General features: G+C 70.4%; 13 protein-coding genes, 1 pseudogene and 1 riboswitch. Of the genes and pseudogenes, 6 read left to right on the top strand and 8 right to left on the bottom strand.

Going from position 1 to position 14,447, the window contains the following annotated elements; translation table 11 throughout:
• The first annotated feature begins 171 nt into the window (after positions 1 to 171).
• The 3 genes from petA to BLT43_RS09125 are packed head-to-tail and all read left to right on the top strand — an operon-like array spanning position 172 to position 2,960.
• Positions 172 to 732 carry a ubiquinol-cytochrome c reductase iron-sulfur subunit gene (petA, locus tag BLT43_RS09135; RefSeq protein WP_090112128.1) on the top strand — a complete coding sequence of 187 codons (561 nt, stop codon included), beginning with the start codon at positions 172 to 174 and terminating at the stop codon, positions 730 to 732.
• A 12-nt stretch (positions 733 to 744) separates the two neighbouring features.
• Entirely contained in the window at positions 745 to 2,088 is a 1,344-nt protein-coding gene (locus tag BLT43_RS09130; RefSeq protein WP_090112126.1) for a cytochrome b, read from the top strand.
• Between the two features lie 14 nt (positions 2,089 to 2,102).
• On the top strand, positions 2,103 to 2,960 hold the full coding sequence (locus BLT43_RS09125) for a cytochrome c1 (RefSeq protein ID WP_090112123.1): 858 nt from the start codon (positions 2,103 to 2,105) through the stop codon (positions 2,958 to 2,960).
• A gap of 155 nt (positions 2,961 to 3,115) precedes the next feature.
• Here BLT43_RS09125 and BLT43_RS09120 read toward each other — a convergent pair whose 3' ends face one another.
• The 3 genes from BLT43_RS09120 to BLT43_RS09110 are packed head-to-tail and all read right to left on the bottom strand — an operon-like array spanning position 3,116 to position 6,304.
• The gene (locus tag BLT43_RS09120; protein WP_090112121.1) at positions 3,116 to 3,811 is read right to left on the bottom strand and encodes a thiamine ABC transporter ATP-binding protein; all 696 of its coding nucleotides are present in this window, start codon (positions 3,809 to 3,811) and stop codon (positions 3,116 to 3,118) included.
• Entirely contained in the window at positions 3,798 to 5,342 is a 1,545-nt protein-coding gene (locus BLT43_RS09115; protein WP_165612575.1) for an ABC transporter permease family protein, read from the bottom strand. Before BLT43_RS09115 ends, BLT43_RS09120 begins: the two co-directional genes overlap by 14 nt.
• The gene (locus BLT43_RS09110) at positions 5,318 to 6,304 is read right to left on the bottom strand and encodes a thiamine ABC transporter substrate-binding protein (RefSeq protein ID WP_090112117.1); all 987 of its coding nucleotides are present in this window, start codon (positions 6,302 to 6,304) and stop codon (positions 5,318 to 5,320) included. Before BLT43_RS09110 ends, BLT43_RS09115 begins: the two co-directional genes overlap by 25 nt.
• A gap of 37 nt (positions 6,305 to 6,341) precedes the next feature.
• A riboswitch (TPP riboswitch) is annotated at positions 6,342 to 6,445 on the bottom strand.
• 134 nt (positions 6,446 to 6,579) lie between these two features.
• Here BLT43_RS09110 and aroC point away from each other — a divergent pair.
• Positions 6,580 to 7,680, top strand: a complete 1,101-nt coding sequence (gene aroC / locus BLT43_RS09105) for a chorismate synthase (RefSeq protein WP_090112115.1) — start codon at positions 6,580 to 6,582, stop codon at positions 7,678 to 7,680.
• A gap of 99 nt (positions 7,681 to 7,779) precedes the next feature.
• Here aroC and BLT43_RS19120 read toward each other — a convergent pair whose 3' ends face one another.
• The 5 genes and pseudogenes from BLT43_RS19120 to BLT43_RS09085 all read right to left on the bottom strand — a co-directional run bounded on the left by BLT43_RS19120 (position 7,780) and on the right by BLT43_RS09085 (position 12,886).
• Positions 7,780 to 8,136, bottom strand: coding sequence for a PRC-barrel domain-containing protein (locus BLT43_RS19120; RefSeq protein WP_165612582.1), 357 nt, complete (start codon positions 8,134 to 8,136; stop codon positions 7,780 to 7,782).
• Positions 8,137 to 8,223: 87 nt separating this feature from the next.
• Positions 8,224 to 9,084 (bottom strand): annotated as a pseudogene (locus BLT43_RS09100) (DMT family transporter); the annotation flags it as partial.
• Positions 9,085 to 9,182: 98 nt separating this feature from the next.
• A complete protein-coding gene (locus BLT43_RS09095) occupies positions 9,183 to 9,470 on the bottom strand; it encodes an HU family DNA-binding protein (protein ID WP_090112111.1) in 288 nt (95 codons plus the stop codon).
• A 132-nt stretch (positions 9,471 to 9,602) separates the two neighbouring features.
• Entirely contained in the window at positions 9,603 to 11,087 is a 1,485-nt protein-coding gene (locus BLT43_RS09090) for an AMP nucleosidase (RefSeq protein ID WP_090112109.1), read from the bottom strand.
• Entirely contained in the window at positions 11,084 to 12,886 is a 1,803-nt protein-coding gene (locus BLT43_RS09085; RefSeq protein WP_090112108.1) for an adenine deaminase, read from the bottom strand. Before BLT43_RS09085 ends, BLT43_RS09090 begins: the two co-directional genes overlap by 4 nt.
• Before the next feature lie 173 nt (positions 12,887 to 13,059).
• Between BLT43_RS09085 and BLT43_RS09080 the strand changes: the two genes are divergently transcribed.
• Together BLT43_RS09080 and BLT43_RS09075 are read left to right on the top strand one after the other, a co-directional pair.
• Entirely contained in the window at positions 13,060 to 14,040 is a 981-nt protein-coding gene (locus tag BLT43_RS09080) for a DNA topoisomerase IB (protein ID WP_090112107.1), read from the top strand.
• On the top strand, positions 14,037 to 14,447 hold the full coding sequence (locus tag BLT43_RS09075) for a DUF1810 domain-containing protein (RefSeq protein WP_090112106.1): 411 nt from the start codon (positions 14,037 to 14,039) through the stop codon (positions 14,445 to 14,447). The genes BLT43_RS09080 and BLT43_RS09075 overlap by 4 nt, the downstream gene beginning before the upstream one ends.

Genomic DNA, 14,447 nt, shown 5'->3' with positions numbered 1-14,447 from the left:
CTTTACCGTATGGCCACGCGCCCTATCTGCCGGCCGGCTGCGCGGTATTGTCCGCTGGACGGGCGCGATCTCAATGGCTAAACAGCGCCAAAACACCGAGCGGGTCCCCCGGGCCCGCGGTCTTTTGCCGTCCGGGCGACGCCGCCCCAGCCATACCGGAGACCCACCCCCGTGTCACACGCAGACGAACATCAGGGCACCCGCCGCGATTTCCTCTACTACGCCACCGCCGGGGCGGGCGCCGTCGCTGCCGGTGCCGCGGTCTGGCCGCTGGTCAACCAGATGAACCCCTCCGCCGACGTTCTGGCGCTGGCCTCGATCCGGGTCGACGTCTCGGGCGTGGCCCCGGGCAGCCAGCTCACCGTGCTGTGGCAGGGCAAGCCGGTCTTCATCCGCGCCCGCACCGAGGCCGAGATCGCCGAGGCCCGCGAGGTCGACCCGGCCTCGCTGCCCGACCCGCTGGCGCGCAACGAGAACCTGGGCGGCGAAGCCGTCGCCACCGACGAGAACCGCGCGCTTGACGAAGAGGGCATCTGGCTCGTGCAGATGGGCGTTTGCACCCATCTGGGCTGCGTGCCGCTCGGCGAACAGGGCGATTTCGGCGGCTGGTTCTGCCCCTGCCACGGCTCGCACTACGACACCTCGGGCCGGATCCGCAAAGGCCCCGCCCCGGCCAACCTGCCCGTTCCCGTCGCCGAATTCGTCGACGAGACGACCATCAAGCTCGGCTGAGGAGAGACTCTGATGTCCGGTATTCCGCACGATCACTACGAACCCAAGACGGGCGGCGAGCGCTGGCTCAACAACCGCCTGCCGGTCCTCGGCCTGCTCTACGACACGCTGATGATCCCGACCCCCAAGAACCTCAACTGGATGTGGATCTGGGGCATCGTCCTGACCTTCACCCTGGCGCTGCAGATCGTCACCGGCATCGTGCTGGTGATGCACTACACGCCGCATGTCGACCTCGCCTTCGCCAGCGTCGAGCACATCATGCGCGACGTGAACGGCGGCTTCATGCTGCGCTACATCCACTCGAACGGCGCCTCGCTGTTCTTCGTGGCGGTCTACCTGCACATCTTCCGCAGCCTCTACTACGGCAGCTACAAGGCGCCGCGCGAGGTGACCTGGATCATCGGCATCCTGATGTACCTGCTGATGATGGGCACCGCCTTCATGGGCTACGTGCTGCCCTGGGGCCAGATGTCGTTCCACGGCACCGCGGTGATCACCGGCCTGTTCGGCGCCGTGCCCTTCGTGGGCGAGGCGATCCAGACCTGGCTGCTGGGCGCTTCGGCGGTGGGCCAGCCGGCGCTGAACCGGTTCTTCTCGCTGCACTACCTGATGCCGTTCCTGATCGCCGGCCTGACCATCGTCCACATCTGGGCGTTCCACTCGACCGGCAACAACAACCCGACCGGGGTCGAGGTGCGCCGCACCTCCAAGGAAGAGGCCAAGCGCGACACCCTGCCCTTCTGGCCCTACTTCGTGCTGAAGGACCTGTTCGCCCTGGCGCTGATCCTCGCGGTGTTCTTCGCGATCGTCGGCTTCATGCCGAACTACCTGGGCCACCCCGACAACTACATCGAGGCCAACCCGCTGGCGACGCCCGCGCACATCGTGCCGGAATGGTACTTCCTGCCCTTCTACGCCATCCTGCGCGCCTTCACCGCCGACGTCTGGATCGTGATGTTCACGAACTGGATCACCTTCGGCATCGTCGACGCCAAGTTCTTCGGCGTGCTGGCGATGTTCGGCGCGATCGCGGTGATCGCCCTGGCGCCGTGGCTCGACACCTCGAGCGTGCGATCGGGCCGCTATCGCCCGATGTTCAAGTGGTGGTTCGCGCTGCTGGTGGTCGACTTCATCGTCCTGATGTGGGTCGGCGCGATGCCCGCCGAGGGGATCTATCCCTACATCGCGCTGCTGGGTGCCACCTACTGGTTCGCCTACTTCCTCGTGATCCTGCCGATCCTCGGCGTGATCGAGAAGCCGCTGCCGATCCCGGCGACCATCGAGGACGACTTCAAGGCCCATTACGACAAAGAGACCGGCGGCACCCACACCGTCGTCAAGCCGGCCGAGTGAGAGAGGCAAGAGACATGCTGAAACAAGTCACGCTCGCCGCCGTCGCGGCGCTGGGGCTCGCCGCCCCGGCGACCGCCGCCGAGACCGAAGTCCACATCACCGACTACGACTTCCCCTTCGAAGGTCCGTTCGGGTCGTTCGACCAGATGCAGCTGCAGCGCGGCCTGCAGATCTACACCGAGGTCTGCGCCGCCTGCCACGGCCTGCAATACGTGGCCTTCCGCAACCTGCATGACGAGGGCGGCCCCGGCCTGCCCGAGGACCAGGTGCGGGCCTATGCCGCGCAGTTCGAGGTGTTCGACGAGGCGCTGGCCGACGGCGACGGCGACTGGCGCCCCGCCACGCCGAACGACAAGTTCCCGAAGAGCGCGATGGCCGAGGCCCCGGACCTGTCGCTGATGGCCAAGTCGCGCGCCGGCTTCCACGGCCCCTACGGCACCGGCCTCAACCAGCTCTTCAAAGGCATGGGCGGCCCGGAATACATCACCTCGCTGCTCGCGGGCTACGAGGAGGCGCCCGAATGCGCCCCCGAGGACTTCCCGGGCTACTACAACGTCGCCTTCAACGCCGGCGGCTTCCCCGAGGAGTGCATCGACGAGGAAGGCCACCACAAGGCGCCCGGCTCGTGGATCGCGATGCCGCCGCCGCTGCTGGGCGACGACGTGGTCTACGCCGACGGCCACCCGGCCACCGTGGTCGAGACCTCGAAGGACGTCACCGCCTTCCTGATGTGGACCGCCGAGCCCAAGCTCGAGGCGCGCAAGCAGGCCGGCTTCACCGCCGTGCTGTTCCTGGGCATCCTCGCCGTGCTGCTCTACCTCACCAACAAGCGGATCTGGTACCGCGCGAAATACGGCAAGCCCGAGGAGTGATCCTCGACGCCAGGCCAGGAAGGGCGCCCCGCGGGGCGCCCTTTTTCGTTGGGGGACGGCCCGCGCCAAGGCCCGGCGCCGCGGCGGCGGAACCGCCGGGCCGGAGTATTTGAAGAGTGAAGTGGCAGGGGTCCGCGTCCCTGCCCCGCGCCCGGCTAGAGGCCGAGATAGGCCCTGAGCGCGGGCGGCGGGTCGGCCAGCAGCGCCTGCGCCTCGCCGGGCGGGGCGGCGCGCCCCTCGCCCACCAGCACGATCCGGTCGGCGATGCGCGCCGCGTCCTCGGGCGCGTGGCTGACCATCAGGAGCGTCCGCCCCGGCCCGGCCAGCACCTCGCGCGCCAGATCGAGCATCTCGGCCCTGAGCCCCGGCCCGAGCGCGGCGAAGGGCTCGTCCAGAAGCACCAGCGGCCGGTCCATCAGCAGCACCCGCGCCAGCGCCGCCCGGCTCTGCTGCCCGCCCGAAAGCGCGCCGGGCTTGCGGTCGCCTAGGCCGGCAAGGCCGACGCGGGCCAGCACCTCGGCGATGCGGGCCTTCTGGTTCGCGTCGAGCCGCAGACGGGGGTCGAGGCCGAGCCCGAGATTGCGCTCCACCGTGAGGTGCGGGAACAGGTTGTTGTCTTGAAACAGGATCGAGATCGGCCGCACCGCGGGCGGCAGCCCGGTCAAATCGCGCCCGTCCCAGACCACCCGGCCCCGCGTGGGCGCGAGGAACCCGGCGATCACCGACAGCAGCGTCGACTTGCCGCCGCCCGACGGCCCCATCACCGCGCAGATCGCGCCGTCATCCAGCGACCAATCGGCCGAGAGCGCGAAATCGTCCTGCCGGATCTCCAGCCCCTCAAGCCGCAGCATCGACCCGCCCTCCCCTGTCGAACACCCAGAACAGCGCGAGGCTCAGCGCCAGCAGCACCAGCGCCGCCCCCGCCGCCTGCTCCATCCGGTAGGCGCCCATCAGCCGCACCATCAACAGCGGCAGCGTCGCCTGCCCGTCGCCCGCGAAGAGCGCGATGACGCCCAGATCGCCCATCGACAGCGCCGCCGTCAGCCCGGCGGCGAAGCCCAGCGGCCTGCGGATGCGCGGCAGGATCAGCCAGCGCAGCCGCGCCCAGCCGTGCAGTCCCAGTGAATCCGCCAGCCGCCCATGCGCGGCCTCCGCCTGCGCCACGGCCGGGGCCAGCACGCGGGCCGCGAAGGGCAGCGCCATCGCGGCATTGACCAGCGCCGTCACCACCAGCGCCACGTCGCGCGGCGCGACGAAGGGGTAGAGCACGACGAACAGCCCCGTGCCCATGACGAGGCTCGAGGCGGCGAGCGGCAACAGGCTCGACAGCTGCGCCGCCACGCCACCGCGCAGCACCAGCGCCAGCGCGAGCACCAGCGTCAGCGCCGTCGCGCCCAGCGCCACCGCGACCGAACGCCCCGCAGCCGCCCAGAGCCCGTCGGGCAGCTCCACGAGCCCCGGCAGTCCGCGCGCCACCACCATCGCCAGCGGCGCCAGCAGGAACAGCGCGGCGAGCGCGATCCACGCCGCATCGGCCGCGCGCGACCAGCCGCCGCCCTCGTGCCGCTCGACCACCCGGTCGAGCCCGCCGCCCATCGCCTCGGGCGCGCCGCCCGCCGCACGCACCGCCACCGCCGCCGCCGCGCACAGCCCGAACTGCACCGCCGCCAGCGTCGCGGCGCGGCCCAGGTCGAACTCGAAGCGCACCGCCTGGTAGATCGCCAGCTCCACCGTCGTCGCACGCGGCCCGCCGCCCAGGATCAGCGCCACGGCGAAGCTGGTCAGGCAAATGAGGAAGATGACCGCGAAGGCGCCGGGCGCCACGGCCCGCAGCATCGGCCATTCCAGCAGCCGCCCGGTCGGCGCGCCGAGGCTCGCCGCCAGCCGGAACCGCTCGGCCGGGATCGCCTGCCAGCCCTGCAGGATCAGCCGCGTCGCCAGCGGCAGGTTGAAGAAGACATGCGCCAGAACGACCCCGTGCCAGCCATAGATCGACACCGGCCCGAGACCCACGAGCCCCAGCGCGTCGTTGAGCACGCCGCCGCGGCCGAACACGCCCAGAAGCCCCATCACCGCCACCACCACCGGCAGGATGAAGGGCGCGCCCAAAAGCGTCACCAGCGCCCCGCGCCCCGCAAAGCGCCGCCGCGCCAGCGCGCGCGCCACCGGCACCGCGAAGCCGACCGAGAGCGCGGCCGACAGCAGCGCCTGCCAGATCGTGAAGCGGATCGCCGAGAGGTCGGCCGGGCCGAGGCGCAGCGCGAAGCCCGCCCGCCACAGCACCGCCGCCAACGTGCCGAGCGTTAGCGCCAGGACCAGCCCGGCGGCCAGGCCGCCGGGCCAGCGCGCCACGCGGATTACCGCGACAGGCCCTGCTGCCATGCCGCGATGGCCGGGTCGCGCGCCTCGGAAGCCTCCGCCTCGGGCAGCCAGATCGCCTGCTCGGGCAGCGGCAGGTCGCGGAAGCCCTCGGGCCATTCCGCCGCCGGCATCGCCGAGGGGTAGGACCAGTTCGAGGTCGGGATGATCTCCTGGAAGGTGTCGCTCACGACGAATTCCATGAACCGGCGCGCCAGGTCGGGGTTGTCGGTCCCCTCCAGCATCGCGGCCAGCTCGATCGTCATGTAGTGGCCCTCCTCGAAGATCGCGGCCGAGACGGTGTCGTCCTCCTCGGCGATCCGGTGATAGGCGGGCGAGGTGGTGTAGCTCAGCACCATGTCGACCTCGCCCTCGGTGAAGAGGCCGTAGCTCTCGGACCAGCCCGGCGTCACCGTGACGATCTTCGGCGCCAGCGCGGCCCATTTCTCCTCGGCCTCGTCGCCGAACACCTCGTCGGCCCAGAGCGCCAGCGACAGCCCCGAAACCGAGCTGCGCGGGTCCTGGATCGCGATCCTGAGATCGTCCGGCGCGGCCACCAGCTCGGCGAAGCTCGCGGGCACCTCGCCCAGCGCCTCGTTGTCGTAGACGAAGGCGAGGTAGGACCAGTTGAACGGCAGGAAGACCTCGTCCTCCCACGCGATCGGCAGCGTCAGCTCGCCGGTCGGCGCGCCGTGCGGCGCGAAGAGGCCGGTCTCGCGGGCGCGGGCCATCTCGGTCGAATCGAGGCCGATCGCCACGTCGGCCTCGGTGCGCGCGCCCTCGAGCAGCAGCCGCGGCATGAGATCGCCGGTCTGGTATTCGAGGTCGCAGCCGCATTCGGCCTCGAAGGCCGCCTCGATGGCGGGGCCGGGCCCCCATTCGGAGGCGAAGTAGTCGGGGGCGTAGACGGTCAGCGTCTCGGACTGCGCCAGCGCCGGGGCGGCGGCGAGGGTGAGAGCGAGACCCGCAGGCAGGCGATGGATCATGGTCGTCCTCCGTTGCGGGCGAAGAGCAAGGGAGGACGCGTCGTCCGGAAACCTTCCCTCCGCCGGTGTTATCCGGTTCAGGTTCAACGGGTCCGCGCCTTCGCGCATCTCAGCCCTTGCCGGGCCCCCCGAGGTGGTGGCGACGCTAGAGGATCGGGCGGTGAGCGCAAGTCCCCTTCCGGCCGCCGCACCGGGACAACGCTTGAGACCTGACAAGGGGTCCGGCTTGTGGCACTGAGGCCCGGCCCGACCCGGCCGCAAAGGAGTGCCCACCCATGTCCCTCAACAGCTTCGGCCACCTGTTCCGCGTCACCACATGGGGCGAGAGCCACGGCCCGGCGCTCGGCGCCACGGTGGATGGCTGCCCGCCGGGGGTGGAGATCCGCGAGGAGGACCTGCAGGTCTGGCTCGACAAGCGCCGGCCCGGCCAGAACAAGCACACCACCCAGCGGCGCGAACCCGACGCGGTGGAGATCCTGTCCGGCGTGTTCGAGGGCCGCTCGACCGGCACGCCGATCCAGCTGATGATCCGCAACACCGACCAGCGCTCCAAGGATTACGGCGACATCGCCGAGACCTTCCGCCCCGGCCATGCCGACATCGCCTACCACCTGAAGTACGGCCTGCGCGACTATCGCGGCGGCGGCCGGTCGAGCGCGCGCGAGACCGCCGCCCGGGTCGCGGCGGGCGGCGTGGCGCGCGCCGCGCTGGCCGCGCTGTTGCCGGATCTGAAGATCACCGGCTACATGGTGCAGATGGGCGAAAAGCGGATCGACCGCGACCGCCTCGACATGGCCGAGATCGAGCGCAACGACTTCTGGTGCCCCGACCCGCAGGCGGCGGGGGAATGGGCCGATTATCTCGACGCGCTGCGCAAGGACCACAACTCGGTGGGCGCGATGATCGAGGTGACCGCCTCGGGCGTGCCCGCGGGCCTCGGCGCGCCGGTCTACGGCAAGCTCGACACCGACCTCGCCGCCGCAATGATGTCGATCAACGCCGTGAAGGGCGTCGAGATCGGCGAGGGCATGGCGGCCGCCGCACTGACCGGGCGCGACAACGCCGACGAGATCTTCATGGGCGAGAACGGCCCGGAATACGGCTCGAACCATGCCGGCGGCGTGCTGGGCGGGATCAGCTCGGGGCAGGACGTGGTGGTGCGCTTCGCGGTGAAGCCGACCTCCTCGATCCTGTCGCCGCGCCGCTCGATCAAGCTCGACGGCAGCGCCACGGAGGTGGTCACCAAGGGCCGGCACGACCCCTGCGTCGGCATCCGCGCGGTGCCGGTGGCCGAGGCGATGATGGCCTGCGTGCTGCTCGACCACTACCTGCTCGACCGCGGCCAGACCGGGGGCGTGCGCGGCCGCATCGGCTAGAGCCGGACCCTTGCAAGGGTCCAGGCCGATCTCTTGGAAGAGATCGAAAAAGGCCGCCGGGGTCATCCGGCGGCCTTTTTCGTGCACGTGGCAGGCGTATCAGATCCAGTAATAGGGCGCGCCGTAATGGGCGTAGGTCGCCTCTTCCCAGCGCCGGTCCTCGAACCAGCGCTCGGGCCGCGCCGGCGCCCCCCTGAGTTGATCCTCGGTGATGTCGGTGCGGTAGCCACCGAGATCGGTGTCGTAGTCGAGCTTGGCCCAGGGGATCGGGTGATGCTCCTCGCCCATGCCGAGGAAGCCGCCGAAGCCCATCACCGCGTAGGTGATCTTGCCGCTCTTCTTGTCGATCACGAGGTGGTCGATATGGCCGACGCGTCCGCCGTCCTTGCCGAAGACCTCGGTGCCGTTGACACGGTCCGAGGAAATGGTGGTATGGCTGTCGCTGTAGTCGAACATGCTGTCCTCCCGCGCTGTCCTGACGGAAAAACGTACAGCCCCCGCGGGCTGTTCCGCCGGCCTCGCCGCGGCGCCGGTGCCCGGCCGGGGCCGCCGCGCGATCTGCACGGCGAGGATGCCTGCGGCCACCACCACGACGCCCAGCGCGTCGCCCGGCCCCAGCGCCTCGCCCAGGAGCACGGCCGCGATCAGCACGCCGAAGACCGGGTTGAGGAAGTGGAAGGTCGCCGCGCGCACCGCGCCGATCCGGCCGACCAGCACGAACCAGACCAGCGTGGCGAGCACCCCCGGCACCAGCACCGTGTAGGTGAAGGCGACGGCGAGCGGCCATGTCCAGTCGACCACCCAGCTCTCCAGCAGCAGCGCCGGCACCATGAGCGCCGCCGCGCCGACCAGCATCTGCAGCCCGACCACCATCATCAGGTTGCCGCCCGAGGCCGCGCCGCGCACCGCCAGCGTCGCGATGGCCAGCGCCAGCGCCGCGACGGCGCAAAGCGCGAGGCCTAGAAGGTCGATGCCGCCCGCCATGCGGCCGAGCATGATCACCGCCACCCCGGCGAAGCCCGCCGCGAGGCCCGCGGCGGCCAGCGGCGACAGCCGCTCGCGCAGCACGATCCAGCCGATCAGCGCCACCAGAAGCGGCATGGTCGAGGCGATGATCGAGGCGACCGAGGCGCCGATCCACTGCATCGCCACGAAGTTGAGCCCGAGATAGACCGCGTTCTGGCACAGCCCGAACACCACCACGCCGCGCCATTGCGCCGCCGTCAGCCGCGCGGTCTGGCGCAGCGCCAGCGCGATGCCGATCGCCACCGCGCCCGAGGCAAGAAAGCGCAGCGTCAGCGCGGTCAGCGGCGGCGCGTAGCTCACCACCACCCGGGCCGAGGTGAAGGCCGAGGACCACATCAGCGCGAAGGCGAGACCCAACCCCAGTGACCGGATATCCATGGACGACCCCCGTTCTCTACGGCGCCGCCATGAAAAAAGGGCCGCCCCGGGGGCGACCCTTCAACGATTGGTCCCTGCCCGCAAGGGCATGGGCCGGATTATTCGTTGACGCTGTCCTTGAGCGCCTTGGCGATGGTCATCTTGACCACCTTGTCGGCGTCCTTCTTGATCTGCTCGCCGGTGGCCGGGTTGCGGACCATGCGCTCGGGGCGCTCGCGGCAGTAGATCTTGCCGACGCCGGGCAGGGTCACGGCGCCGCCCTGCGACACTTCGCGGGTGATGATGGCGACCAGCGCGTCCAGATGGGCGCCGGCGGTCTTCTTGTCGCCGCCGGTCTCGTCGGCGATGGCGCTGACGAGCTGCGCCTTGGTCATCGGTTTGGCCATTCCAGGTCTCCTCTCACGGCCCCTCAGGGGCGTATTCCTGCGCCGCTCGCGCGCGGCGTGTTGCCAAGACCCACAATGAAACAAGCTGCATTGCAAGCAAAAACCGCTGTTTCCTTGCGGTATCGGCGGGATTCAGAGAAAGGCCGTTTCCTCGAAGCTACGCAGCTTGCGGCTGTGGATGCGCTCGAGCGGCATCTCGCGCAGCCGCTCCATCGCCCGGATTCCGATCATCAGGTGGCGCGCCACCTGCGTCTTGTAGAAGTCCGACGCCATGCCCGGCAGCTTCAGCTCGCCATGCAGCGGCTTGTCCGAGACGCACAGAAGCGTACCGTAGGGCACCCGGAACCGGAAGCCGTTGGCGGCGATGGTCGCGCTCTCCATGTCGAGCGCCACCGCGCGCGACTGCGAGAGCCGCTGCACCGGGCCGGACTGGTCCCTGAGCTCCCAGTTGCGGTTGTCGATCGTCGCCACCGTGCCGGTGCGCATGATCCGCTTCAGCTCGAACCCTTCGAGCGCCGTGACCTGCGCCACCGCGTCCTCGAGCGCGATCTGGATCTCCGCGAGCGCCGGGATCGGCACCCAGACCGGCAGGTCGTCGTCGAGCACGTGGTCCTCGCGCAGGTAGCCATGCGCCAGCACGAAGTCGCCCAGCCGCTGCGAGTTGCGCAGACCGGCGCAGTGCCCGACCATCAGCCAGGCATGCGGGCGCAGCACCGCGATGTGGTCGGTCGCGGTCTTGGCGTTCGAGGGCCCGACGCCGATGTTGACCAGCGTGATCCCCTGCCCGTTCGCCCGCTTGAGGTGATAGGTCGGCATCTGCGGCATCTTGGCCGGCACGTGCATCGGCCCCTCGGGGTCGGTGATCACCTGGTTGCCGGGGCCGACGAAGGCCGTGTAGCCGTTCTCGGGGTCGGCCAGCACGTGGCGGGCATAGGCCTCGAACTCCTCGACGTAGAACTGGTAGTTGGTGAACAGCACGTGGTTCTGGAAATGCGTCGGGTCGGTCGCGGTGTAATGCGCGAGCCGCGCCAGCGAGTAGTCGATCCGCTGCGCCGTGAACGGCGCGAGCGGGATCGAGCCGTCCGGATAGGTGAAGCCGTTGCCGTTGACGATGTCGTCATGCGTGGTCGAGAGGTCCGGCACGTCGAACACGTCGCGCAGGTGGAACTCCATCGCCCCGTCCTGCGGCACCGTCACGCCGGAATCGTTGGCCACCGCGAAATGCACCGGGATCGGCGTGTCCGACGCCCCGATCACCACCGGCACGCCGTGGTTCTGGATCAAGAGCCGCATCTGCTGCATCAGGTAGTTGCCGAACAGCTCGGGCCGGGTGACGGTGGTCGAGTAGGTGCCCGGCCCCGCCACGTGGCCGAAGCTCAGCCGGCTGTCGGCCAGCGCGAAGGTCGCGGTGGAAAAGCGGATCTCGGGATAGAAGGCGCGGTAGCGCGCCTCCGGCACGCCGCCCTTCAGCGTCTCGGTGAACTTGTCGCACAGAAACCGCGTGGCGGTGGCGTAGAGATCCTTCAGCCGCGCCAGCGCGGCCTCGGAGTCGGTGAAGGCCTCGGCCGCGGGGGCATGCGGCGTCTCGACCCTCAGGCTTTTTTCCATCCTGTTCATTGCTGTCCCTCGAAGAGTCCGGTGATCTCGAAGCGGGTCACGTCGACCAGCCCCAGATCGGAAATGCGCAGCTCGGGGATCACCACGAGCGCGAGCAGCGAATGCTGCATGTAGGCGTTGTTGAGCGTGCAGCCAGCCTCGCGCATCGCCGCGCCGAGCTCCTCGGCCGCCGCCGCCACCTCGCGCGCCGGGGCGTCCGACATCAGCCCGGCGACCGGCAGCCGCACCAGCGCCCGCTCGGCGCCGTCGCGCCACAGCGTCACGCCGCCGCCGACCTCGCCCAGCCGGTTGGCGGCCGCCGCCATCATCCCGGCATCGGTGCCGACCACGATCATGTGGTGGCTGTCATGCGCGACGGTCGAGGCCATCGCCATCCGGCCCTCGTAGCCGAAACCCTCGACGAAGGCGTTGGTGACGCCGCCGGTGCCGCGATGCCGCTCGACCAGGGCGATCCGGGCGACCGGGCCCTCGGGCAGCACCTGGCCGTCCCGCACGGGAAGTTCGCGCAAAAGCGCGCGGGTCGGCGCCTGGTTCTCGACCACGCCGATCACCTTGGTCCGGACCGTCGTCCCGGCGCCCTCGGGCGCCGCCACCTTGAAGTCATCCGCCACCAGATCCCGTCCCAGCCGCACGGTGTCGCGCGCCCGTGCCGGCCAATCGTAATGCGGGCATGTGACACGCAGATCACCATCCTCGGCCACCAGCACGCCGCGAGCGAAGACCTGCTCGATCGGCAGCGTCTCGAGGTCCGAGGTCAGGATCGCGTCGGCCCGCCGCCCCGGCGCGATGGAGCCCAGCTCGCGCTCCATGCCGAAATGCGTGGCGGTGTTGATCGTCGCCATCTGCAGCGCCACCACCGGGTCGCAGCCGCAGGCGATGGCATGGCGCACCACCCGGTCCATGTGGCCGTCATTCACCAGCGTTCCGGAATGGCAGTCGTCGGTGCACAGCACGAAGTTGCGCGGGTCGAGCCCCTTCTCGGTCACCGCGGTGATCTGGCTCTCGACGTCGTACCAGGCGCTGCCCAGCCGCAGCATCGAGCGCATGCCCTGCCGCACCCGGTCGATCGCGTCGCTCTCGCGCGTGCCCTCGTGGTCGTCGGCCGGGCCGCCCGCGACATAGGCGTGGAAGGGCACGCCGCGGTCGGGGCTTGCGTAATGCCCGCCCACCGTCTTGCCCGCGCGCATGGTGGCCGCGATCTCCGAGAGCATCTTGGCGTCGCCCGCCATTACGCCGGGGTAGTTCATCATCTCGCCCAGACCCACGATGCCGGGCCAGCCCATCGCCTCGGCCACGTCCTCGGGCGAGATCTCGTGACCGGTGGTCTCGAGCCCCGGCGCCGAGGGCGCGCAGCTGGGCATCTGGGTGAAGATGTTCACGGGCTGCATCAGCGCCTCGTCATGCATCATCCTGACGCCGTCGAGCCCGAGCACGTTGGCGATCTCGTGCGGGTCGGTGAACATTGTCGTGGTGCCGTGCGGGATCACCGCGGCGGCGAACTCGGCCGGGGTGAGCATGCCGCTCTCGATATGCATATGCGCGTCGATCAGCCCGGGGATCAGGTAGCGGTCGCCCGCATCGACCACCTCGGTGCCCTCGCCGATGCAATGGCTGGCATCGGGGCCGACATAGGCGAAGCGCCCCTCGGCCACCGCCACCTCCCAACCATCGAGGATCTCGCGGCTCTGCACGTTCACCAGACGGCCGCCGCGGATCACGAGATCGGCGGCCTCGCGGCCGGCGGCCACGGCGACGAGACGGGGGGCCGTTTCGGCCCATGATTTGATCGGATGTTCCATCTTCGGATTTCATACCAACTGACCGTCCGCCGCAACCCCGGCGACACGCGCGGCGGCCCCGGTCGCGTCCGGCGTCCGGGCGGGGGCATGCACGCTCTGCGCGCGCGACCGTGACATTCCGCCCCGGAACGGCGGGGCGGAATGCGGCGTTTCGGCCATGAGGAGATCCGCCCATGCCGCCCCCCGCCCAGCTCGTCTACTACCCCGACTCGGAGCCCGGCATCCGCCGCCGCCGCTGCGGGCGCGGCTTCAGCTACACCGCGCCGGACGGCACCACCATCGAACGCGGCGCCGAGCGCAAGCGGATCGAGGCGTTGGCCGTGCCGCCCGCCTACGAGCAGGTCTGGATCTGCCCCAAGCCGCATGGTCACCTGCAAGCCACCGGGCACGACGCGCGCGCCCGCAAGCAGTATCGCTACCACCCCGACTGGCGCGCCTGGCGCGAGGCGCACAAGTTCGACCACCTTGCCGAGTTCGGCGACGCGCTGCCGGCGATCCGCCGCCGCATCCGCCGCGACCTCTCTGGCGAGGCGGGCGAGCTGGACTTCGCCATCGCCGCCGTTCTGGCGCTGATCGACCGCGTCTCGATCCGCGTCGGCAACCCGACCTACGCCGCCGAGAACCGCACCTACGGCGCGACCACGCTGACCGGCCGGCACATCCGGCTCGACGGCGGCGCGGTGCGGCTGCGTTACGTGGCCAAGGGCAACAAGAAGATCGACCGCACGCTCAAGGACCGCCGGCTGATGAAGGTGCTGGGCGCGCTGCACGACCTGCCCGGCCGGCAGCTGATCGGCTGGATCGACGAGGAGGGCTGCCCGCGCGGCGTCTCCTCGGGGCAGGTCAACGAGCGGCTGGCCGAGATCACCGGCTCGGACCACGTCACCGCCAAGACCTTCCGCACCTGGGCGGGTTCGGAAGCGGCGCTGGCCTGCGCGCTCTCGGACGAGACGCTGACGATCAAGGGCATGAGCGAGGCCGCCGCCGAGCGGCTGCACAACACGCCCACCATCGCCCGCAACAGCTACATCCACCCCAAGGTGATCGCGCTGCACGAGGCCGAGCCCGGCGAGCGCTTCGCCCTGCTCGAAGACCTGCCCGAGCGCGACGGGCTGCGGCAGGCCGAGCGGGCATTGCTGAGGTTGCTGTCATGAGCCTAGAGCGGTTCGTCGAGGCGCAACGCGCCACATATCACGAGGCTCTGGCCGAGATCCGCGCCGGGCGGAAACGCAGCCACTGGATGTGGTTCGTCTGGCCGCAGCTTCAGGGCCTCGGCCATTCGCCGATGGCGCAGCGCTTCGGGCTCGACGGCGCCGCGGAGGCGCGGGCCTATCTCGACCACCCGGTTCTCGGGCCGCGCCTCGTCGAGATCAGCCGCGCCATGCTGGCGCATCGCGACCGCGCGCCCGAGGACGTGCTCGGCGGCATCGACGCGATGAAGCTGCGCAGCTCGGCCACGCTGTTCTCCACCCTGCCCGGCGCCGACCCGGTCTTCGCGGAGATCCTCGACGCCTTCTACGAGGGCCCCGACGACCGCACGCTCGTCCTGCTGGACCGCTAG

The organism is Limimaricola pyoseonensis (genome assembly GCF_900102015.1).
In the GTDB taxonomy this organism is placed as follows: Bacteria; Pseudomonadota; Alphaproteobacteria; order Rhodobacterales; family Rhodobacteraceae; genus Limimaricola; species Limimaricola pyoseonensis.
Note: the sequence above shows the minus strand (reverse complement) of the source record. Positions and strands in the feature narration are given on the sequence as shown.

Excerpts from the sequence above, each read along its gene's own strand:
- BLT43_RS09115 (WP_165612575.1), bottom strand. The coding sequence starts at position 5,342 with ATGGCAGCAGGGCCTGTCGCGGTAATCCGCGTGGCGCGCTGGCCCGGC.
- BLT43_RS09095 (WP_090112111.1), bottom strand. The coding sequence starts at position 9,470 with ATGGCCAAACCGATGACCAAGGCGCAGCTCGTCAGCGCCATCGCCGAC.
- BLT43_RS09075 (WP_090112106.1), top strand. The coding sequence starts at position 14,037 with ATGAGCCTAGAGCGGTTCGTCGAGGCGCAACGCGCCACATATCACGAG.
- BLT43_RS09120 (WP_090112121.1), bottom strand. The coding sequence starts at position 3,811 with ATGCTGCGGCTTGAGGGGCTGGAGATCCGGCAGGACGATTTCGCGCTC.
- BLT43_RS09130 (WP_090112126.1), top strand. The coding sequence starts at position 745 with ATGTCCGGTATTCCGCACGATCACTACGAACCCAAGACGGGCGGCGAG.
- BLT43_RS09110 (WP_090112117.1), bottom strand. The coding sequence starts at position 6,304 with ATGATCCATCGCCTGCCTGCGGGTCTCGCTCTCACCCTCGCCGCCGCC.
- BLT43_RS09125 (WP_090112123.1), top strand. The coding sequence starts at position 2,103 with ATGCTGAAACAAGTCACGCTCGCCGCCGTCGCGGCGCTGGGGCTCGCC.
- BLT43_RS09085 (WP_090112108.1), bottom strand. The coding sequence starts at position 12,886 with ATGGAACATCCGATCAAATCATGGGCCGAAACGGCCCCCCGTCTCGTC.
- BLT43_RS19120 (WP_165612582.1), bottom strand. The coding sequence starts at position 8,136 with ATGTTCGACTACAGCGACAGCCATACCACCATTTCCTCGGACCGTGTC.
- BLT43_RS09090 (WP_090112109.1), bottom strand. The coding sequence starts at position 11,087 with ATGAACAGGATGGAAAAAAGCCTGAGGGTCGAGACGCCGCATGCCCCC.
- BLT43_RS09080 (WP_090112107.1), top strand. The coding sequence starts at position 13,060 with ATGCCGCCCCCCGCCCAGCTCGTCTACTACCCCGACTCGGAGCCCGGC.
- aroC (WP_090112115.1), top strand. The coding sequence starts at position 6,580 with ATGTCCCTCAACAGCTTCGGCCACCTGTTCCGCGTCACCACATGGGGC.